This window comes from Streptomyces sp. NPDC021115 (genome assembly GCF_044333065.1).
Lineage (GTDB): Bacteria > Actinomycetota > Actinomycetes > Streptomycetales > Streptomycetaceae > Streptomyces.
On record NZ_JBIRQF010000016.1, the window covers coordinates 1 to 21563 of the forward strand.

The window sequence follows — 21563 nt, forward strand, 5'->3', positions numbered from 1 at the left end:
CGGAAATCCCTGTGCGGGTTTGGCTGTTCGCTGCCGGTCCGTCGGAGCATGTGTTGCTGGTGGTGTTGCATCACATCGCGGGGGACGGCTGGTCGATGGTGCCGCTGGCCCGGGACCTGGCGGAGGCGTATGCGGCCCGGTTGGAGGGTGCGGTGCCGGGGTGGGAGCCGTTGCCGGTGCAGTACGCGGACTACACGTTGTGGCAGCGCGAAGTGCTGGACGACGTGCTCGATGAAGAAGTCAACTACTGGCAGCGGCAGTTAGCCGATCTCCCGGAGGAAGTAGGCCCGCCCGCCGACCGCGCACGGCCCGCCGTGGCCACTTACTCGGGCGATGTGACCTCTTTCGCCCTCGACCCGGAGCTGCATCGCGCCCTGAATGATCTGGCGCGGTCGTCGAACGCGACGGTGTTCATGGTGTTGCAGGCCGCACTCGCCGCTTTGCTGTCCCGGCTGGGTGCGGGCGAGGACATCCCCATCGGTTCGCCGGTGGCGGGGCGTACGGACGCCGTGCTGGACGACCTGGTGGGTGTGTTCGTGAATACGTTGGTGCTGCGGACGGATGTGTCGGGTGATCCGTCGTTCGTGGAGCTTGTGGGGCGGGTGCGGGAGGCGGGTCTGGGTGCGTTGGTGCATCAGGATGTGCCGTTCGAGCATCTGGTGGAGGAGTTGAATCCTCGGCGTTCGGCGGCTCGGCATCCGTTGTTCCAGGTGATGTTGGCGTTGCAGAACACCGAGCAGGCGCGGTTCGAGCTGCCGGGCCTGGAGGTGGTGGTGGAGCCGGTGGGTACCGGGGTGTCGCGCATGGACCTCACTCTCAGCCTGGTCGAGGAGTCGGGCGGGGGCATTCGCGGGGTCGCCGAGTACGCCACGGACCTGTTCGACCGGGCCACCATCGAGACCTTCCTGGGGCGGTGGGTACGGCTGCTGGAGCAGGTGACCACGGATCCGGAGGCGCCGGTCAGCCGGGCCGACATCCTCACCCCCGACGAACGCCACCAACTCCTGCGCGCCTGGAACGACACCGACCGGGACGTGCCGACTCCCACCGTGGCGGAGCTGTTCGCGGCACAAGCGGCGCGCACCCCCGAGGCCACGGCCCTGATCGCGGGTGACACGCAGCTGAGCTACGCACAGCTCAACGCCCGGGCAAACCGCATCGCCCACTGGCTCATCGGCCAGGGCGTCGGGCCGGAGCAGACCGTGGCGCTGATGTACGAGCGGTCGGCCGACCTGATCGCCGCTCTCCTCGGCGTCCTCAAGACAGGCGCGGCCTATCTGCCGGTCGACCCCGAGTTCCCGAGCGCCCGGGTGACGTACATACTCACCGAGGCCGCTCCCGCGCTCGTGCTCATCAGCGACGCTGTCGCTCTCACCGTGCGTACGTCCTCGGCGACGGTCGTCACCGATGCCCCGGGCACCGCAGCCGCACTGCTGCGGTGCCCGGACACCGACCCGGGCCCGGTCGTCGCCTGTCCCGCGAACCCCGCCTACGTCCTCTACACATCCGGTTCCACGGGCGAGCCCAAGGGCGTGGTGGTCGAACATCGGGCGCTGTCGAACTTCCTCGCCGACATGGCCGTACGCTTCCCGCTGACCGGTGAGGACCGCTGGCTGGGTGTGACGACCGTCGGGTTCGACATCTCCGTGCTGGAGATCTGCCTGCCGTTGACGCGGGGTGCCACGCTCGTGCTCGCCGACCGTGACACGGCCCGTACGCCAGCCGCGCTCGCCGGCTTGCTGCGGGACAGCGGGGCCACCGTCATGCAGGCGACCCCCACGCTGTGGCGGGCCCTCGCCGACGAACAGCCGCAGTGCCTCGACGGGCTCCGGGTACTCGTGGGCGGCGAGGCACTCCCGCCCGACCTCGCGCACAGCCTCGCCGCCCGCGCCGCCGAGGTCGTCAACCTCTACGGGCCGACCGAGACCACCATCTGGTCCACGTCGGCGGGCATCCGCAGGCAGGCGACGCGGGGGCGCACGCCCATCGGCTCGCCGATCGCCAACACACGGGTCTACGTCCTTGACGAGCGCCTCGGTCTGGTGCCGCCCGGCGTGGTGGGCGAGCTGTACATCGCCGGCGGTGGCGTGGCCCGGGGGTATCTGGGACAGCCAGGGCTGAGCGCGCAGCGGTTCGTGGCGGATCCGTACGGCCCGGCCGGTACGCGCATGTACCGCACGGGCGACCTGGTCCGCCGGAACGCCGACGGCCTGATGGAGTTCACCGGCCGGGCCGACCAGCAGGTCAAGATCCGGGGCTTCCGGATCGAACCCGGCGAGATCGAGGTCCTGCTGCGCGAACAGCCCGGTGTGGCGCAGGCCGTGGTGGTCGTACGGGAGGACCAGCCGGGCGACCAGAGGCTGGTCGCCTATGCGGTACGCGACCATGTGGTGCCCGACGACGGCGTCGCCGCGCCGCACCTGGTCGAGCGCCGCGATCTCCGTGACGCCCTTCGCCTGCGGCTGCCCGAATACATGGTGCCGTCGGCCGTGCTCACCCTGCCTGGCCTGCCGCTGACCCCGAACGGCAAACTCGACCGCCGTGCTCTGCCTGCCCCGGACCGGACAGCCGTCGGGCGCGGGCCCGCCAGTCCCCAGGAGGAAGTACTGGCTGGGCTGTTCGCCGATGTCCTCGGGGTCGAACGCGTCGGCGTGGACGACGGGTTCTTCGACCTGGGCGGCCACTCCCTGCTCGCCACCCGGTTGATCGGCCGCATCCGTGACGTGCTGGGCGCGGAGCTGCCGCTGCGCGCCCTGTTCGAGACCTCCAGCGTGGCCGGGCTCGCCCGTCGCCTCGAAGCGGACCACGGCGACACGGCGGACGCCTTCGGTGTCGTACTGCCCCTGCGGCCCCGCACCGAGGGCGTGCCGCTGTTCTGCGTCCACCCGGGAGGCGGCCTCAGCTGGTCCTACGCCGGGCTGCTGCGCCACCTGCCCACGGAGGTGCCCCTCTACGGCATCCAGGCCCGCGGACTGTCCGAGCCGGACGACCTTCCGGGCTGCGTCGAGGAGATCGCCGACGACTACATAGCCGAGCTCCTTCGGCTGCGCCCCGAGGGCCCCTTCCCGCTGCTGGGCTGGTCGTTCGGCGGGGTGGTCGCCCATGCCATGGCGGCCCGGTTGCGGGAGCGCGGGTTCGACGTCCCCCTGCTGGTCCTCCTCGACGCGCAGCCCGCGCGGCCCAGGACCCCCGGGGAACTGGCGGAGGAGGCGGCCCTCGACACGTCCATGGTGTACAGGACGCTGCTGACGGCGTTCGGGGTACCCGTCGGCGACGAGGAACCGATCACACACGACCGGTTCGCGGAACTGGCCCACCAGCACCACGCGGCCGTGGCCGACTTCGACAAGGACCGGATCGCCTCCGTCCTGCGGGTCATGACCAACGACATCCGGATCAACCCCGCCTACCGGCACACGCCCGTGGCCACGGAGGCCGTCGTGTTCGCGGCCACCGACAAGGACCCGTCCGACCTGGTCACCCCGGAGATGTGGGCCCCGTACATCGACGGCCCGCTCGACTACCGCACGGTCGACTGCGGCCACGCCGCCATGGCCGGCCCAGAGGCGCTGCGGGTCATCGGGCCGATCCTCGCCGAGAAGATGCGCCGGCTCTCCTGAGCCGTTCCAGGACGACCGTAGACCCAGATATCCATGTATCCAGAGATGAGGACATCAGGTGACGAATCCATTCGACGATCCGGACGCCACTCACCTCGTGCTCGTCAGCGACGAGGGGCAGCACTCCCTGTGGCCGGCCTCCCTCGCGGCCCCCGACGGCTGGACGGTCGCCCACGCCGAGGACACCCGCGGCAACTGCCTGGAGTACATCGACCGGCAGTGGACCGACATGCGGCCGCGCAGCCTGGCGGAGGCCATGGACTCATGACCGGCGCCTTACCGCTCCACGACGCGGTGTACCGCTACTACTCCCTGGTCGACGCCTGCCGCTTCGACGAACTCGTGGAACTCTTCACCCCCGACGCGACCTACGAACGGCCGGGCTACGAGCCACTGGTCGGCCGGGGGGAACTGGCCGCCTTCTATCACGGGAAGCGGGTCATCGCTGACGGCAGGCACACGATCGACCGACTGCTCACGGCCGATCAGGAGGCCGTCGTGCGCGGCGGGTTCACCGGGTTGCTCAAGGGAGGTGACGCGGTGAGTCTGCGGTTCGCCGACTTCTTCAGAACGGACCGCAACGGCCTCTTCGCTCACCGCGCCACGTACTTCTTCACCCCCTTGGTGTGAGCGCGGCTACGGTGCCTTCCCGGTGCGATTCCGGACCAGCTCCACGAAGGAGTGCGCAGTCGAGTTGCCGTAGAACTCGCGGAGCGTCACCTTGGGCAGCCCCCTCTCGCGGAGGTCCGACAGCAAGCGGACGACCAGGAGGGAATTGCCACCGAGTTCGAAGAAGTTGCTGTCGGGTTCCACGTCGACGCCCAGCAGGCCGGACCACACGGCGAGGATCTCGGCGCCGAGGTTGTCCTTCGTCTCCTCCGGGGCCGTGGCCGGGAAGGAGACGGGGGCGGGGGCCGGGAGCCGGGAGAGGTCCGGTTTGCCGTTGACGGTCAGCGGGACGGCGGGCACCTCGGTGAGGCCGGCCGGAAGCATGTGGTCCGGCAGCATACGGCGCGCCGCCCGCCACGCGTCCTTCTTCGAGCCGCCGTCCCGCAGCACCACATAGGCGTCGATACGGGCACCGGCCGGGTCCCCCGCCTCGCCCTCACGGAACACGACCGCCGCGTCGGCGACCGCGGGATCCGAGACCAGGACCGACTTGATCTCGTCGAGTTCGATCCGGTGGCCCCGCACCTTCACTTGGGTGTCCAGGCGGCCGAGATGGTCGAGCCGTCCGTCCGGCCTCAGCCGGCCCCTGTCGCCGCTGCGGTAGAGGCGCCCCCCGGTCACGGGGTCGTCGAGGAAACGGGCCGCCGTCAGCTCGGGGCGGCCGAGATAGCCGTCGGCCACCCCTGCTCCGCCGACGTAGATCTCACCGGCGGGCCCCGGCGGCAGGACGTGGCCGTGCTCGTCCCGGACGGACACCCACCAGCCGGGCAGCGCCCGACCCACGGACCGGGACCGTTCCAGGACCTGCAGCGGGGTCACCTCTTGCGCGGTGACATGGACGGTCGTCTCCGTGATGCCGTACATGTTGACCAGTCGGCACTGTGCGAGGGAGTGGCGGGCGAACCACCGCTCCAGTATCACCGTGTTGAGGGGTTCACCGCCGAAGACCACCAGCCGCAGGGCGAGTTCGATGGCCGGTGCCGACCGGGCGTCGGCCTCGATGAGCTGGGAGAACGCAGACGGGGTCTGGCTGAGGACGGTGACCCGCTGCCGGGCCAGCAGTGCGTGGAAGTCGTCCGGGTCGCGGGCCACCCAGTGCGGTACGACGACCAGGTGGCCGCCGGTGAGCAGACAGCCCCAGATCTCCCAGACGGAGAAATCGAAGGCGCCGGAGTGGAAGAACGTCCACACGTCGTCCGGGCCGAGACCCAGGTCCGCGGACGTGGCGTCCACCAGGGCCCGCACGTTGCGGTGGGGGACCACGACACCCTTGGGGCGACCGGTGGACCCCGAGGTGTAGATGACGTAAGCGGCCGTCTCCGCGCCTGCCCGCTCCCGCGGTGGTGCGGGAGCGGGTCCGGTGTCCACGAGTTCCAGGGGGGAGATCACCCTCACCCCCTCGACGCGGGGAAAACTCGCCGGGTCTCCGATGACGACCGGCACCTGTGCGTCGGCCGCGGTGTAGCGCAGCCGCTCCTCGGGATACCGGGTGTCCATCGGGACGTAGGCGCAGGCCGCCTTCAGCACACCCAGCAGGGTGGCGATGAGCGTGGTGTCCCGCTCCAGGCACACTCCCACCCGGGCGCCGCCGACGCCGAGGGCGCGCAGACCGGCGGCCACCTTCTCTGCCCGGTCGTTCAGCAGGCCGTACGTCAGGCTGGTCTCGCCGTCGCTCACGGCGACGGCGTCCGGGCATCGCTCAGCCAGCTCCGCGATCCGCCCGTCAATGGTGTCCGGCACCGGCACCCGTTCGGCAGGCCCGTCGGGGGCGGCCGTGGGGCGGAAGCCGCCCAGCCGTGTCACGGCCGCGGCGGAGGCGTCGTCCAGCAGCCCCAGGTCCGCCAGCGGGGTCGCCGCGGGTACGGTGCTCAGCTGCCGGGCCATATGCAGGACGCTCCGCCCGAACCATTCCGCGGACCGCGCGGCCACCGCGCGCGGATCGTGATGGCAGAAACCCGCGCAGGTGCCGTCCGGCTGCCGCTCGAGATGAAGGACGAGGGGCAGCCTGCGATCCGGGAACCGCGTATAGGACACCCCGGAAGCGGCGTCCCCGAGAACCACACCCACACCCACATCCGCACCCACGCCCGCCACCGCCTCCAGCGTGGGCGAAAGAGCGGCGGTACCGGCAGCCAGGAGGTCCGCGACCGTGCCCTCCCCGTCGACCAGGACGGACCGTGCAGCGGGACTGCCTGCTCGGAACATGCGGTCGAAGACCGCGATGTGCGCTTCCCGCCCGCCCTGATAGCGCGTCAGAGTCAGTGCCACCGAGGCCGCCAGCACCTCCTCCCCGGGCCACAGCGGGCGGACCGCCAGCGGCAAGGCATGGGCGGCGGTGGTGTCCGGCGCGCCGGAATCCACCAGTCCCCACGGCACCGTGGCGATCTCATACGAGGCATCCGGCATGCCCTGTGTGCCTGGTGCGTCGAGGGGCGGCAGCGGAGGGCCGTCGAGGGGCTCGCCGTCGAGGAGGAGTGCCGCCAGTCGTTCGAGGACGCCGTACAGCACCGAGCGACGCGCCACCAGGACGGCGTCGGCGAGCCCGTCGGCGTACTCCACGAGCACGGCGCGCACCGGAGGTCCGCAAGGGTGCAACGGCCGTTCCGCCTCTCGGCGGACCCGCGCGTGCCCGGGGCCCGCCGAGGAATCCACCGTCAGCGGCAGGCTCCACAGCCTCAGCCCCGCCAGCTCCGGATGCCTCGCCCTCTCCTGCTCCAGGAACTTCCGGCTCTGCTCCAGGTCCACCGGGTGGCGGGCGCGCACCACCAGGCTGTGACAGGCAGATGTCCGTACGGTCATCGAGTCTCCCTCTCCGGAAGGGTCGGGCAGTCGGACGGATGCGCTCACCGGGCGCTGAAGCCGCCGTCGACGGTGAGCACACTGCCGGTCACCTGGCGCGAGTCGTCTCCCGCCAGCCACAGGGCCGCCCCGGCGACGTCCGGGGGTTCGATGAGGGTGTTCATCGGCTGGGCCTGGACGAACACCTCCTCGTGTTCGTCGACGCGGACGTCGAGTGACCGCGCTATCTCGGAGAGCATCCGGCCCTCGACGAGCGGGTCGTCCCGCACGGATCCGGGGCAGAGCGCGTTCACCCGGACGCGGTGCGGCGCGTAGTCCAGCGCCGCCGCCTTGGTCAGGCCGACCATGCCGTGCTTGGCGGCGACATAGCCGGCAAAGTGCCGGTAGCCCACAAGACCGGCCGTCGAGGAGATGTTGATGATGCTTCCCGAGCGCTGCTCGATCATCGCCGGAACCACGGCCTTGGTCATGCGCCAGGCCCCTGACAGATCGACGTCGAGCATGAGCGACCACTCGTCCTCTGTGATCTCGTGGACCTTGCGGCCGGAGGGCGCGGCGATCCCCGCGCCGTTGACCAGGACGTCCAGCCGTCCGAAGCGGTCGAGGCACTCCTCCACGACCGATGCGATCCTGCGGGGGTCGCGCACGTCGCAGCGTGCGGGGAGCACCGTGCCGCCGTGCGGCGCGCACAGATCGGCCGTGTGCTCCAGCTGGGCGGTCGATCCCATGGGGTACCCCACTCCGGCCAGGTCGTCGGCGATGTCGATCAGCAGCAGGTCGGCGCCCTCCGCCGCGAACCGGACGGCACAGGAGCGACCGAGCCCGCGCGCCGCCCCCGTGATCACGGCTGTCTTGCCCTTCAACTGCACCGTGCCCTCCTCAGTCGGTGTCGGCCTGGGCGGCGGCGTCGCCTCCGAGTTCCCGCGCGACCGTGGTCAGGAGCAGCTCCGGGGAGTCGACCAGATACATGTGCCCGCCGGGCAGTTCCCGGTAGGTGAAGGCCGCCTCGGTGGTGGTCCGCCATTCCTCCGCCTGCGCCTGGGAGACGAGCCGGTCGTCGGCGCCGCGCAGCGAGGTGACCGGAAGGGGCAGCGGGGCGCCCGCGTCGGAGACGTAGTTCTCGTGCATCGCCACATCGGCGCGCAGCAGGGGCAGGAGCAGCTCCCGCAGACCGGGGTCGTCGAAGGCCGCGTGCCGATAGCCGGCGAACTCGCCCACACGGGCCAGGAACTCCTTGTCGTCCAGCCCGGTCGCCCGCTGGGCACGCCGGCTCTCGGGGCCGGGGGATCCGCTCACGTACAGGTGGCGCAGTCCCGAGCGACCGCATAGTTCGCGGGCCAGTTCGTATGCCAGGACGGCCCCCAGACTGTGCCCGAAGAGCGCGAATGGCGCTTGGTCGCCGACGAGTTGCCGCACCTGTGGGGCGAGGGCGGATGCGGCCTTTGACACATCGGTGAACGGCTCCTCCAGGAACATCTCCTCCCGCCCGGGGAGTTGGAGCGGGACGACTCTGAGGCCGGGCGGTACGCTGTTCCAGGAGCGGTAGAATCCGGCTCCGCTGCCCGCGAAGGGGAGGCAGATGAGGGGTAAGTCGCTTGAGGGCACGGCTTATTCACTCCTTTTCCGGTGCCTTGCGCGCCGGTAGGTCGGAATACCGGTTTCGAGCGCGGTGGTGATCGTTCCCCGGCGGCCGGGCGTTGGCACTCCGGCCATGACTTACTATCCGGGTCGGTCGTCGGCGGGGCGGAAGGGCGTGCCTGGGCACATCGAAGCCCCGGTTCGGCGGGGTACCTTGCCGGTCACCTGTGCCAACCGGAGCTTCGTCATCCGCGGGAGAGGCGGACCGGAGGACGTCACGCCACGTCTGACGTGAGTCCCTGCTTCGCGATGCGGACTTTTCCTGTCTCGGTGCCGAGGCCGGCGTCGCGGGCCAGCATCGCCGCAGAGGCCCGATCGTGCACTTCCAGTTTCGCGAAGATCCGCGAAACATAGTTGCGGACCGTCTTTTCTGCCAGAAAGAGCCGACGGGCGATCTGCTGATTACTCAGTCCGCCTGCGATCAGTTCCAGTATTTCGAGTTCCCTGCTCGTCAGCTCGGAGAGTCCCGTCAGCTCCGGCAGGACCTGTACGGTGGAGAAGTGTCGGCTGAGTCGAGAGGCTATGGTCCGGCTGAAAGCGGCACCCCCCTTGGCCACTATCCTGATGGAATGGAGCAGTTCCTCTGACGATCTGATGTGTGCGAGGTATCCGCTGACCCCGACGCGCAGGGCGGCGAAGATCGCGTCGTCGTCATCGTGCTGCGAGACCACGAGCATTTTGGGCCGTGATTTCTCGTGGCGGTATTTCGAGGCTATCTGCTGCGCGTACTCGTGAATGGATCTTTTCGAGGACGGCTCGCCGAGGATGATGACGTGCGGTTGCAGTGCGGTCTTCTCAAGGCATCGCATGCCGTCGGGGCCGCTCACTGCCTGGCCGACTAGGGTGAATTTCTCATCCTGCTCAATGATCGCTTCCAGTCCGGCGAGAGAGACCGGGTTGTCGCTGATGATGAACAGGTTGATCTCCATCTGCCTGAATCTCCTGGAGTTTCATCGGCGCGGCGCCGGATTGTGTCGAATTCTGTCGGCGTACCCTGCATTCGAAGGTTTCTCCTTCGTTGTTGCGAGTCGGAGCGAGAATTCTCTACTTCCTATATGACCCCCGTGCGGTGCCCTGCCATTGATGGTGCCCGGTGTTGGCGGCGATGGAGGAGCGAGGCGTGACCGGGAACCTCGTCCGAGGTTGCCCGGCCCTCTTCGGTGCACCGTTCATTTGTAGGAGATTTGCAGAAGGTGAAGAGTTGGTTGGCGCTCATGCGAGTATGCGTAGGTGATCGAGTGGAACGCAAGTTCCGTTCTCAAGTGGAAGAGGATGTTCCGATTGGTGAGCGAGTACCGGTCATGGCCATGCATTTATTGGGAGGGTGTGGTGCGACGGCGGTCCTGATCCTCCCGGAGTCGCCCCAGATCCCGCGACCACCTGCGGTTTCGTGCCCGGCGCGGGCGCTTCCCCGGATGATCGCCCCGCCGCCCGGGCGCTGTCCGGACGCGGCAGATCGGTGGCCGAAACGGGGAGGCCGGTGATCGAATTCTGATGATCGGATGCCCGCTGGGTGAGATGAGCGCAGTTGTCTGCGCGTCACAGGCAGTTCACAACACATGCAAATACGCCCGGCCCACGCCCGCATTGGACGTGCGTCGAACCGGCCCCATACGTTCAGGACATGGGTGATGTCTCGCGTCGATGCCTGATCACGCTCGATGTGCTGGCCGCGTTCTGCTTCGCCTTGCTCAACTGGTCATCATCGCCTACGAAAGCGGTCTTGCCGAGCCCGGAATGCCGGCCTGATTCTGCTCACCAGGCCACGATGGCTCGGCGCTGCGCGACCGCGGGGACGATGCCGGTGCCCCTGTTTGCGGCCGGGCGCTGATACACGGGCACGATCTGGGTCCGACCTCGATCCGTCTTGTCCGGGCGACGCTCTCCAGCGCACTGGCGGTACGGGCGGCTATGGCGGACCGCTACCGGCTGCTCGGCGTGATCGGAGCGGGCCTTGGGCTCCGGCAAGGGGAGGCACTCGGGCTCTCCGCGGACGGTATCGACTTCGCCAGGGAAGTGAGCCTGCTCTGGCCGCGGCGGAGGTGACGTAGCCGGGGTCGGTCGTCGGACCTCGTGGAGCGTGGCCCGCAGCCGCCGCGGGCCCAAAGTCCCAGAGAACCCAGGGATGCCGCCGCAGTCCTTCCTGACCCGTTGCATCGCAGGTCAGACGGGGTGCGGCGGCATTCGCTCATCAAATGTCGCGGAAGGTCTCGATCTGGGCGCCGATCGAGTTCAGCCGCTCGGCCAGGTCCTCGTAACCGCGGTTGATGACGTACACGTTGCGCAGTACGGAGGTACCGGGCGCGGCCATCATGGCCAGGAGGACAACCACGGCGGGGCGGAGGGCGGGTGGGCACATCATCTCGGCGGAGCGCCAGCGGGTGGGTCCCTCGACCAGGACCCGGTGCGGGTCGAGGAGTTTGACGTGGGCGCCGAGCCGGTTCAGCTCGGTGAGGTAGATGGCGCGGTTGTCGTAGACCCAGTCGTGGATCAGCGTCGAGCCCTGGGCGGCGGCCGCGATGGCGGCGAAGAAGGGGACGTTGTCGATGTTGACGCCGGGGAACGGCATCGGGTGGATCTTGTCGATGGGGGCCTGGAGCTTGGAGGGCCGGACGGTGAGATCGATCAGCCGGGTGCGGCCGTTGTCCGCCGCGTACTCCGGGCTGCGCTCGTGGTCGAGGCCCATCTCCTCCAGGATGGCCAGCTCGATCTCCAGGAACTCGACCGGCACCCGGCGGATCGTCAGCTCCGACTCGGTGACGACGGCGGCGGCGAGCAGGCTCATCGCCTCCACCGGGTCCTCGGAGGGCGCGTAGTCGACATCGCGGTCGATGTGGGTGACGCCGTGGACGGTGAGCGTGGTGGTGCCCACGCCCTCGACCTTGACGCCCAGCTCCTCGAGGAAGAAGCACAGGTCCTGGACCATGTAGTTGGAGGAGGCGTTGCGGATGACCGTGACGCCGTCGTGGCGGGCGGCCGCGAGCAGGGCGTTCTCGGTGACCGTGTCGCCCCGTTCGGTCAGCACGATCGCGCGGCCGGGGGAGACCAAGCGGTCGACGCGGGCGTGGTACATGCCGTCGGTGGCGGTCACTTCGAGGCCGAAGGGGCGCAGCGCGGTCATGTGCGGCTGCACGGTGCGGGTGCCGAGGTCGCAGCCGCCCGCATAGGGAATCCGGAAGCGGTCCATCCGGTGCAGCAGTGGGCCGAGGAACATGATGACGCTGCGCGTGCGGCGGGCGGCCTCGGTGTCCATGGCGTCGAGGTCCAGCTCGGCGGGCGGCACGATCTCCAGGTCGTTGCCGTCGTTGATCCAGCGGGTGCGGACGCCGATGCTGCCCAGCACCTCGAGGATGCGGTAGACCTCCTCGATCCTGGCGACCCTCCGCAGCGTGGTGCGGCCCGCGTTGAGGAGCGTGGCGCAGAGCAGGGCGACGCACGCGTTCTTGCTCGTCTTCACATCGATGGCGCCGGACAGGCGGCGGCCGCCGACCACGCGCAGATGCATCGGGCCCGCGTAGCCGAGGGAGACGATTTCGCTGTCCAGCGCCTCACCGATACGGGCGATCATCTCAAGGCTGATGTTCTGATTCCCGCGCTCGATGCGGTTGACCGCGCTCTGGCTGGTGCCGAGCGCCTCCGCGAGCTGCGACTGGGTCCAGCCACGGTGCTGGCGGGCGTCACGGATGAGCTTGCCGATGCGGGAGAGGTAGTCGTCAGTCATGAAGTAGAGGCTATCTCAGATATGAGATGCGCATGCGACCGGAGGGAAGGGAGGTGTGGGGGCTGTCCAGTCGGGCATTGTTCTAGTAGTACGCGAACAATGGAGGTTCTCATGACCCGCTCCTGGCGGCGCGCAGCCGTCGTCGCTCTGCCCTTTGTGCTGGCCTGGGCTGCTGTTCTGGCCGCTTTCGGCGCGCTGCGCGACCGGCTGCCGGATCCGATCGCCACGCACATCGGCCCCGGTGGGCAGGCCGACGGATTCACCGGTCTGGGTGCCTTCCTCCCGGTGGTCACCACTCTTCTGCTGCTGCCCGGGCTCATCGTGGCGGTCGTCGGGTACCGCTCGCGTCTGGCGCTCGGCGCGCAGCGGATGCTGGTCGCCCTGGCGTACGGGATGGCCGCGATGCTCGGCTACGACTTCGTCGCATTGCTCCGCGCCAACGCCGCGGCCACCCGCGCCGCCGGTGTGAGCTTCCCCCTGTGGCACCTGGCGGTGTCCCTCGCCGTCGCCGGAGCCGTCGGCTGGGTGGGATGGCTGCTCGCGGGCCGGGACGTGGCGGCCCCCGTCGACGACGCCGAGGGGGCGGCCGGACCCCGGCTCCCGCTCGCCAAGGGCGAGACCGCCGTCTGGACGCGCGGCGTCGGATCGCCCGTGCTGGCCGTCGTGGGAGCGGGCACCGCGCTGATGGGTGTGGTCCTCGCCGTGGTCTCGGACACGACGGCGGAGTCGGCCCTGATCGTCATCGGGCTGGTCTCGGCGGCGCTGTCCCACTGCCGGGTCACCGTCGACCACCGCGGACTCTCCGTCGCGCTGTGGTTCGCCCCGCGCCCGCGGCTGCGGATACCGCTGGAACGGATCGCCCAGGCCACCAGCCGCGAGGCCCGCGCCCTCAGCCTCGGCGGCTGGGGCTACCGCATCCAGCCGGGCCGCAGCGCCCTGGTAATGCGCTCGGGTGACGCGGTGTTCCTGCGGCTGGTCACCGGCAAGGAGTTCGTGGTCACGGTGGACGACGCCGCCACCGCGGCGGCTCTGCTCAACACCCTGGTCGAGCGCGACCGGACCGCCACCGGAGCGGGAGGCTGACCATGCTCTTCCGTGTCGACCTCGGCTCCCCGGTCCCGCTGGGCGATCAGATCGCCGCCACCGTCCGCGGCGCCATCGCCGACGGCACCCTCCGCCCCGGCGAACGCCTCCCCGCCGCCCGCACCCTCGCCGACTCCCTCGGCGTCAACGTCCACACGGTCCTCCGCGGCTACCAGCGCCTCCGCGAGGAGGAGCTGATCGACCTCCGCCGCGGCCGCGGCGCCGTGGTCACCGGCGAACAGCCCACCGCCCGCGCCCGCCTCCTGGAGGGCGCCCAGCACCTGGTGGACGAGGCCCGGGCCCTCGGCCTGTCGGACGAGGAGGTCCTGTCCCTGGTCCGCACCCGCCTGGCGGGCGGCTGAGCCGAACCGTCGCGTCGGAAATCCTCGGGCATCACTGCCCGGCAATCACCCATATCGGTGACCGTCTCCCGTCAGTGCCGCCGCCAGGGTGCGGGCCGGGCCGTCCACGGCGGGGCCGTGGAGGAGTTCGGTGCGGTGGATCAGGCGGGGGGCGGTCAGGGGGATCGTGGCGATTCCGGCGGCGTTCTCGGCGGCCGTGTGGGGGAGGAGGGCCAGGCCGTGGCCGGACGCGGTGAGGGCGAGGAGGGTACGTACGTCCGTGCCCTCGTACGTCAGCGAGGCGCGGAAGCCGCCGGTGCCGCTCGCGGTGCGCAGGGGGCCGAGCGGCATCGCGGCGTCCGGGGCGTCGAGCCAGTCGGCGTCGGCGAGGTCGGCCAGCCGCAGGCCGAGCCTGCGGGTCAGCGGGTGGCCGAGCGGCAGAGCCACGACCAGCGGCGTCTCCGCGACCGCGACCGCGGTGAGCTGCCCGGCTTCGGGCAGCGGCAAGGGCAGGCCGGGGACGGCCGGGCCGTCGAGCAGGCCCAGGTCGGCCGCGCCGGTCGCGACGGCCGCCGGGACCTCCCGGCGGGTGAGGATCCGTACGGCGGTGTCCGCGTCGGGGCAGGCGTGGCGCGTCTCGGCGAGGGCCGACGCGACCGGGGGCGTCATGGCCAGCGGCGAGGCGCCGAGGGCCAGCCGCGCGGCGGCGCGCCCCGCCAGCCGCTCGACGTCGGCCCGCGCCGCGTCCAGCCGCCGCAGCAGCGGACCGGCGTGCTCCAGCAGCCGCGCCCCGGCAGTGGTGAGCGTCACGGGCCGCCGGGTCAGCAGCGGGGTGCGCAGATCGGCTTCGAGGGTCGCGATCTGCTGCGAGACGGCCGACTGCGTGGAGCCCAGCTGGTGGGCGGCGTCGGTGAAGGAGCCGCAGTGGGCCACGGAGACGAAGGTGCGGAGCAGGCGCGGATCCATGGGGAGCAGTATCGCGGCTCGGCGGGGGCCCTCACGGGGTCTCCGGGCATCGCGCGACGGACATGACGGTGCCCCGGTGTCAGGGCTGAGCTGACCGCCGGGAGGGCCATGTATTAGAGTTATCTCGACATCGAGATATCTGTCGAACGGGCGCACCGTCGCGCCGCACCGGTAAGGGTTACCTAACTTAGCCCTACCTTAGCGGATCGGCGCGGGCATGTCGCGGCAGCATTGCGGTGGTACGCGCGTAATTCATGCATGAAGGAGACTGTCGTGTCGGCGAACAGCTTCGATGCCCGCAGCACCCTGCAGGTGGGCGACGAGTCGTACGAGATCTTCAGGCTGGACAAGGTGGAGGGGGCCGCCCGCCTCCCCTACAGCCTGAAGGTTCTGCTGGAGAACCTGCTCCGTACGGAGGACGGCGCCAACATCACCGCCGACCACATCCGAGCGCTCGGCGGCTGGGACTCACAGGCCCAGCCCAGCCAGGAGATCCAGTTCACGCCGGCCCGCGTGATCATGCAGGACTTCACCGGTGTGCCCTGTGTGGTCGACCTCGCCACCATGCGCGAGGCCGTCAAGGAGCTGGGCGGCGACCCGGCGAAGATCAACCCGCTGGCCCCTGCCGAGCTGGTCATCGACCACTCCGTGATCGCCGACAAGTTCGGCACCAAGGACGCCTTCGGCCAGAACGTCGAGCTGGAGTACGGCCGCAACAAGGAGCGCTACCAGTTCCTGCGCTGGGGCCAGACCGCGTTCGACGAGTTCAAGGTCGTCCCGCCCGGCACCGGCATCGTGCACCAGGTGAACATCGAGCACCTGGCCCGCACCGTCATGGTCCGGGGTGGCCAGGCGTACCCCGACACCCTCGTCGGCACCGACTCGCACACCACCATGGTCAACGGCCTCGGCGTGCTCGGCTGGGGCGTCGGCGGCATCGAGGCCGAGGCCGCGATGCTCGGTCAGCCGGTGTCGATGCTCATCCCGCGCGTCGTCGGCTTCAAGCTGACCGGCGAGCTGAAGCCCGGCACCACCGCCACCGACCTCGTGCTGACCATCACGGAGATGCTGCGCAAGCACGGTGTCGTCGGCAAGTTCGTCGAGTTCTACGGCGAGGGTGTGGCGGCCACGAGCCTCGCCAACCGCGCCACCATCGGCAACATGTCGCCGGAGTTCGGCTCCACCGCCGCGATCTTCCCGATCGACGACGAGACCCTGAACTACCTCCGGCTCACCGGCCGCTCCGACCAGCAGGTCGCGCTCGTCGAGGCGTACGCCAAGGAGCAGGGCCTGTGGCTGGACCCGGCCGCTGAGCCCGACTTCTCCGAGAAGCTGGAGCTGGACCTGTCGACGGTCGTCCCGTCGATCGCCGGTCCCAAGCGGCCCCAGGACCGCATCGTGCTGGCCGAGGCCGCGCAGCAGTTCGCGCAGGACGTCCGCAACTACGTCGCGGACGCGGAGGAGGACGAGGCGGGCAAGGAGTCCTTCCCGGCCTCCGACGCCCCGGCCGTCTCCAACGGCGTGCCGAGCAAGCCGACCCTGGTCACCGCCCCCGACGGTTCGACGTACGAGATCGACCACGGCGCCGTCACCGTCGCCGCGATCACCTCCTGCACCAACACCTCGAACCCGTACGTCATGGTCGCCGCCGCGCTGGTGGCCAAGAAGGCGGTCGAGAAGGGCCTGACCCGCAAGCCGTGGGTCAAGACCACCCTGGCCCCGGGCTCGAAGGTCGTCACCGACTACTTCGACAAGGCGGGCCTGACCCCCTACCTCGACAAGGTCGGCTTCAACCTCGTCGGCTACGGCTGCACCACCTGCATCGGCAACTCCGGCCCGCTGCCGGACGAGGTCTCCAAGGCTGTCAACGAGGCCGACCTCGCCGTCACCTCGGTGCTCTCCGGCAACCGGAACTTCGAGGGCCGGATCAACCCCGACGTCAAGATGAACTACCTGGCGTCCCCGCCGCTGGTCGTCGCGTACGCCATCGCCGGTTCGATGAAGGTGAACATCACCACGGACGCGCTGGGCACCGACCAGGAGGGCAAGCCGGTCTTCCTCGCGGACATCTGGCCGACCGAGGCCGAGGTCAACGACGTCGTGGCCAACGCCATCGGCGAGGACATGTTCAACAAGTCCTACCAGGACGTCTTCGCGGGTGACGCCCAGTGGCAGGCGCTGCCCGTGCCGACCGGCAACACCTTCGAGTGGGACGCGGAGTCCACCTACGTCCGCAAGCCCCCGTACTTCGAGGGCCTGACCATGGACCCGGCCCCGGTCGGCGACGTCACCGGCGCCCGCGTCCTGGCCAAGCTGGGCGACTCGGTCACCACCGACCACATCTCCCCGGCCGGTGCGATCAAGGCCGACACCCCGGCCGGCAAGTACCTCACCGAGCACGGTGTCGAGCGTCGTGACTTCAACTCCTACGGCTCCCGCCGAGGCAACCACGAGGTCATGATCCGCGGCACCTTCGCCAACATCCGGCTGCGCAACCAGATCGCGCCCGGCACCGAGGGCGGCTTCACCCGCGACTTCACCCAGGACGGCGGGCCGGTCTCCTTCATCTACGACGCCTCGCAGAACTACCAGGCCGCGGGCACTCCGCTGGTCATCCTGGCGGGCAAGGAGTACGGCTCCGGCTCGTCCCGCGACTGGGCCGCCAAGGGCACCGCGCTCCTCGGCGTCAAGGCCGTCGTCGCCGAGTCGTACGAGCGCATCCACCGCTCGAACCTCATCGGCATGGGCGTCCTCCCGCTGCAGTTCCCCGAGGGCGCCTCGGCGCAGTCGCTGGGCCTGACCGGCGAGGAGACCTTCGACATCACCGGCGTCACCGCGCTCAACGACGGCGGCATCCCGGAGACCGTCAAGGTCAAGGCAGGCGACGTGGAGTTCGACGCCAAGGTGCGCATCGACACCCCCGGCGAGGCGGACTACTACCGCAACGGCGGCATCATGCAGTACGTGCTGCGCTCGCTGATCCGCAAGTAGGAAGCCTTACGCGTCACGGACGGGCCGCACCCCTGAGCAGGGGGTGCGGCCCGTCCGCGTGTCGTCTCAGAGGAACGCGCCGGAGGGGATGTACGGCGACGGCGGCCGCATCCCGCGCAGGCACACATAGCCCGCGTTGGACAGCTCAAGCCCCGCCGCGAGGCCGACGTCCACCGCCCACTCCTGCTCGGCGGTCAGGTTCTCCACCGCCACCGTGGTGCCCTCCGGGACGCTGAGCAGGGCGGCGGTCAGCAGCCGCCCGGCGATGCGGCGGGAGGTCGCGGCGAGCAGTTCGACGTCCCCGTCCGCGCCGACGTAGCAGTAGCCGCTGCCGGTCAGCTCGTCGACGACCAGCAGCCGCGAGTGGCGCAGCATCTCCTCGTGGTCGGGGCCGTGCGCGCCGCCGCGGGTGCGGCGGTCCAGGGAGTCCATCAGGTCCCGGTGCCGCGCCGTGCCCTCGTGGACCGCGCCGTCCAGCGACGGCAGCCGGGTCTTCAGCTCCTTGTCGACGGTGCCGCGCAGCCGCATCGTCGGATGCAGGGTGAAGCCCGCCCGCCGGTAGATGGCCGCCGCGCGCGGATCCCGGGACCCGCAGATGATCCCGCGCAGACAGGCCCGCCCGTACAGCAGCGCCGCGGCCATCAGCTCCCGCCCTATCCCGCGCCGCTGGGCCCGGGGCAGCACGGCGAACAGCGCAAGACCCCACGTCCCTTCGCGGCGCGTGGACAGCACCGTGCCGACCGGCATCCCGACATCGTCCACGGCGAGCCAGCAGCCACCCGGATCGGTCCGCGCCAGATGGCGATTGCGGCTGTCGATGCGCGCGAGCCGGTCGGGCGGCCAGTCGGCAGCCGGTTCGCCCCGCAGGGCGCGCGAGGTGTCGAAGGCGGCCGAGGCCACGGTCCTCACCGCCTCGGCGTCCTCCTCGGTGTCACGTAGCTGGCGGAGGATCATGTGGACCATCATGGCGATCTGCTGAGGGCTAATCCACCGGGCGCGCGTTGCCCCGAGCGGGCAGAGTCCCAGTCATGAGACTTCTGATGCTGGGCGGAACGGAGTTCGTGGGGCGCGCGGTCACCGAGGAGGCCCTGGCCCGCGGCTGGGAGGTCACGGTCTTCCACCGCGGCCGCCATGCCCCGCCGCCGGGAGCCACCGCACTGCGCGGCGACCGCACCGCGCCCGGCGGGCTCGCCGCCCTCCAACACGGTACGTGGGACGCCGTCGTGGACACCTGGTCCGGCGCCCCCTCGGCCGTACGCGACACGGCTCAACTCCTCGCCGACCGCGTCCACCACTACGCCTACGTCTCCACCCGCTCCGTCTACACCTACCCGGCCCGCGCCGGACTCACCGAGGACGGACCGGTGGTGGAGGCGTCCCCCGACGACGCTGACGAGACCGACTACGCCCGCGCCAAGCGGGGCGGCGAACTCGCCGCGCTCTCCGCCTTCGGCGACCACGCGCTGCTGGCCAGGCCCGGGCTGATCATCGGCCCGTACGAGAACATCGGCCGACTGCCCTGGTGGCTGACCCGCATCGCCCGCGGCGGCCCGGTCCTCGCCCCGGGGCCGCGCACCCTGCCCTTGCAGTACATCGACGCCCGCGACCTGGCCACTTGGCTCCTCGACGCCGCCGAACGCGGCCTCGGCGGCCCGTACAACCTGACCAGCCCGTCCGGCCACACCACGATGGGCGAACTCCTGGAGACCTGCGTACGCGTCACCGGCTCACCCGCCGACCTCCGCTGGACGCCCCCGGACCGCATCCTCGCCGCCGACATCGCCCCCTGGACCGACCTCCCGATCTGGCTCCCCCCCGGGCGAGCTGTACGACACCCTGCACGCCGCCGATGTCTCGAAGGCCCTCGCGGCGGGGCTGCGCTGCCGTCCCATCACCGAAACGGTGGCCGATACGTGGACCTGGCTGCGTGGCTTGGGCGGCCGGGCGCCGCAGCGCCCGGACCGCCCGGCGGTGGGTCTCGCGCCGCAGAAGGAGGCGGAGGTGCTGGCCGCCCAGCGTCAACGTGAATAGCGGCTACATGCGTTCGGGTGATGCGATGGCAAATGCCATCGACACTTGCCTTCGCGTCTTTAGCGTTCAGCGCATGGTCAGTTCCTCACACGAAGCGCTCCACCGGATTTTTCAGGAGGACACCGGGGCCATCGTCCGAGCGCTGCGAAAACTGCTCGGCGTTCCATTCCCGGACACGAGCAAGACGTTCGTCGTCAGCCCCGACCTCACCGAAATCGCACCCGTCGAGCGGCGCGTGGACACCCTGCTCCAGGTCGAGACCGAGAAGCACGGCACGTACCTGTTCGCGATCGAGTCGCAGAGCAGACGGGACAAGGACAAACCGGCGGCCTGGGCGTACTACCTCTCCTACATGTACGCGAAGTTCGGGCACCAGCCGGTGCTGATCGTGCTCTGCCCCGATGACGCCACGGCTCGCTGGGCCGCCCGGCCCATCATCCTCGGCTTACCGAGCCACCCGTCGCTGACCGTCCGTCCGCTTGTGCTCGGGCCTGGCAATACTCCGCTCATCACCGACGCGAAGGAAGCGGCCCGGGATGTCCCGCTCGCCGTCTTTTCAGCTATCACGCACAGTAAGAGCGCAAACGCCGATGCCATACTGAAGACGCTGGCCACCACGCTCGACAAAATCGACACCGAACAGGCGATGATCTACGCCGAACTCGTCGAAGCCGGGCTGGGAGTCACTCCGGCACGAGACCTCTGGAGGGACCTGATGTCCGCGCTGCTCAACTTCTTCCGCTCCGAGCACGCCCAGCGAGCCTTCGCCGAGGTCCGAGCCGAAAAGGCTACAGAGGACGTCCTGCGGGTGCTCAGCATTCGGGGGCTTGAGGTCACCTCCGAGGCCCGTGAGCGCATCCGGTCGTGCAGGGATCTGGACCTTCTCGACACCTGGCTGGATCGGGCCGTGACCGCCTCTCGTGTCGAGGAATTGTTCGACTGATGCCCGCGCTGATGAATTTCTTCCGTTCCCAGCAAGCCCAGCACGCCTTCGCGGAGGTGCGCGCCGACTCTCTCCTGCGGATCCTCAAGGCCCGGGGGCTTGCGGTTACCGACGAGACGCGCGAGCGCATCGAGTCGTGCAAGGACATGGACGTCCTCGGCGTCTGGCTGGATCGAGCAGCGACCGCCTCTCGCGCGGAGGAGTTGTTCGCGGACAGCTAGGCTGTGTATTGAGTCGTGATCAGCTGCTGGTCGTCGCACTCGCCGAGGTGCCGTTCAGCGACCTGGATGGCCCTGGCTCACCTCGTACAGGACGCTCAGGGTCCGGAGAAACGCCTCCCGGTCGGCGGCAGGAATCTGTCCGAGGAGGCGTTCCTCGCCGTCCCGGACGGCAGCCCGGACAGTGTCCCGGAGCCGCCGACCCTCGGGAGTGAGGGACAGCAGGCGCGCCCGGCGGTCCTTGGGGTCGGGCCGGCGGGTCAGCAGCTCGCGGGACTCCAAGTCGTCGAGTACGGCAATGATCCGAGTCTTGTCGGCGTGGATGGCCTCAGCCAGTGCCGCCTGCGTGCGAATCGGTGTCTCCTCGAGGTGGGACAGCACCGCATACCCCCACATGGTCAGGCCGTGCGCATCGAGAACCGGCTGTTCGGCGGCCATGAGGGCACGCCCCAGAGGTACGACCATGGCGGCGAGGTCGGGTCGGGACGTGTTCGCGGGAGCGTCGTTCATGCGAGGAAAATACCCGTTGACAAATCATACGCT

The 21563-nt window shown here is 70.0% G+C and carries 16 protein-coding genes and 1 pseudogene; 9 read left to right on the top strand and 8 right to left on the bottom strand.

The annotated features are described in order from the left end of the window. The first annotated feature begins 11 nt into the window (after positions 1–11). From ACH4TL_RS34235 to ACH4TL_RS34245, 3 genes are read left to right on the top strand one after another with little or no spacing between them, the layout of a single operon-like run. Complete coding sequence (locus ACH4TL_RS34235) at positions 12–3620, top strand: amino acid adenylation domain-containing protein (RefSeq protein ID WP_398425411.1); 3609 nt, start codon at positions 12–14, stop codon at positions 3618–3620. A 58-nt stretch (positions 3621–3678) separates the two neighbouring features. Continuing rightward, positions 3679–3888 carry an MbtH family protein gene (locus tag ACH4TL_RS34240; protein WP_398324075.1) on the top strand — a complete coding sequence of 70 codons (210 nt, stop codon included), beginning with the start codon at positions 3679–3681 and terminating at the stop codon, positions 3886–3888. After that, complete coding sequence (locus ACH4TL_RS34245) at positions 3885–4250, top strand: nuclear transport factor 2 family protein (RefSeq protein ID WP_398324076.1); 366 nt, start codon at positions 3885–3887, stop codon at positions 4248–4250. The genes ACH4TL_RS34240 and ACH4TL_RS34245 overlap by 4 nt, the downstream gene beginning before the upstream one ends. A 6-nt stretch (positions 4251–4256) precedes the next feature. Here the strand turns inward: ACH4TL_RS34245 and ACH4TL_RS34250 are convergent, their stop codons facing one another. The 5 genes from ACH4TL_RS34250 to ACH4TL_RS34270 form a co-directional block, all read right to left on the bottom strand. Further along, on the bottom strand, positions 4257–7088 hold the full coding sequence (locus tag ACH4TL_RS34250) for an amino acid adenylation domain-containing protein (RefSeq protein WP_398324078.1): 2832 nt from the start codon (positions 7086–7088) through the stop codon (positions 4257–4259). A 44-nt stretch (positions 7089–7132) separates the two neighbouring features. Continuing rightward, positions 7133–7957, bottom strand: a complete 825-nt coding sequence (locus ACH4TL_RS34255) for a mycofactocin-coupled SDR family oxidoreductase (protein ID WP_398324080.1) — start codon at positions 7955–7957, stop codon at positions 7133–7135. Between the two features lie 10 nt (positions 7958–7967). Continuing rightward, entirely contained in the window at positions 7968–8693 is a 726-nt protein-coding gene (locus ACH4TL_RS34260; RefSeq protein WP_398324082.1) for a thioesterase II family protein, read from the bottom strand. 248 nt (positions 8694–8941) lie between these two features. Beyond that, complete coding sequence (locus ACH4TL_RS34265) at positions 8942–9655, bottom strand: LuxR C-terminal-related transcriptional regulator (protein ID WP_398324084.1); 714 nt, start codon at positions 9653–9655, stop codon at positions 8942–8944. Between the two features lie 1262 nt (positions 9656–10917). Then, positions 10918–12447, bottom strand: coding sequence for a helix-turn-helix domain-containing protein (locus ACH4TL_RS34270; RefSeq protein ID WP_398324087.1), 1530 nt, complete (start codon positions 12445–12447; stop codon positions 10918–10920). A 111-nt stretch (positions 12448–12558) separates the two neighbouring features. Here ACH4TL_RS34270 and ACH4TL_RS34275 point away from each other — a divergent pair, with 111 nt between their 5' ends. Both ACH4TL_RS34275 and ACH4TL_RS34280 read left to right on the top strand, forming a co-directional pair. Beyond that, the gene (locus ACH4TL_RS34275) at positions 12559–13530 is read left to right on the top strand and encodes a hypothetical protein (RefSeq protein ID WP_398324089.1); all 972 of its coding nucleotides are present in this window, start codon (positions 12559–12561) and stop codon (positions 13528–13530) included. 2 nt (positions 13531–13532) lie between these two features. Further along, positions 13533–13892, top strand: a complete 360-nt coding sequence (locus tag ACH4TL_RS34280; protein ID WP_398324091.1) for a GntR family transcriptional regulator — start codon at positions 13533–13535, stop codon at positions 13890–13892. Between the two features lie 45 nt (positions 13893–13937). On the opposite strand, the gene ACH4TL_RS34285 is transcribed toward ACH4TL_RS34280, so the two are convergent. Further along, positions 13938–14837: a LysR family transcriptional regulator gene (locus ACH4TL_RS34285; protein ID WP_398324093.1), complete on the bottom strand. Its 900-nt coding sequence runs from the start codon at positions 14835–14837 to the stop codon at positions 13938–13940. A 273-nt stretch (positions 14838–15110) separates the two neighbouring features. Between ACH4TL_RS34285 and acnA the strand changes: the two genes are divergently transcribed. Further along, a complete protein-coding gene (gene acnA / locus ACH4TL_RS34290) occupies positions 15111–17828 on the top strand; it encodes an aconitate hydratase AcnA (RefSeq protein WP_398324095.1) in 2718 nt (905 codons plus the stop codon). Positions 17829–17894: 66 nt separating this feature from the next. Here the strand turns inward: acnA and ACH4TL_RS34295 are convergent, their stop codons facing one another. Then, entirely contained in the window at positions 17895–18782 is an 888-nt protein-coding gene (locus tag ACH4TL_RS34295) for a GNAT family N-acetyltransferase (protein ID WP_398324098.1), read from the bottom strand. Between the two features lie 74 nt (positions 18783–18856). Between ACH4TL_RS34295 and ACH4TL_RS34300 the strand changes: the two are divergent. The 3 genes and pseudogenes from ACH4TL_RS34300 (at position 18857) to ACH4TL_RS34310 (ending at position 21023) form a co-directional block, all read left to right on the top strand. Beyond that, a pseudogene (locus ACH4TL_RS34300) lies at positions 18857–19859 on the top strand (NAD-dependent epimerase/dehydratase family protein). 73 nt (positions 19860–19932) lie between these two features. Next, positions 19933–20802, top strand: a complete 870-nt coding sequence (locus tag ACH4TL_RS34305) for a hypothetical protein (protein ID WP_398324100.1) — start codon at positions 19933–19935, stop codon at positions 20800–20802. Beyond that, complete coding sequence (locus ACH4TL_RS34310) at positions 20802–21023, top strand: hypothetical protein (protein ID WP_398324102.1); 222 nt, start codon at positions 20802–20804, stop codon at positions 21021–21023. Before ACH4TL_RS34305 ends, ACH4TL_RS34310 begins: the two co-directional genes overlap by 1 nt. 54 nt (positions 21024–21077) lie before the next feature. On the opposite strand, the gene ACH4TL_RS34315 is transcribed toward ACH4TL_RS34310, so the two are convergent. After that, complete coding sequence (locus ACH4TL_RS34315; protein WP_398324104.1) at positions 21078–21530, bottom strand: MarR family winged helix-turn-helix transcriptional regulator; 453 nt, start codon at positions 21528–21530, stop codon at positions 21078–21080. Positions 21531–21563: the final 33 nt, after the last annotated feature.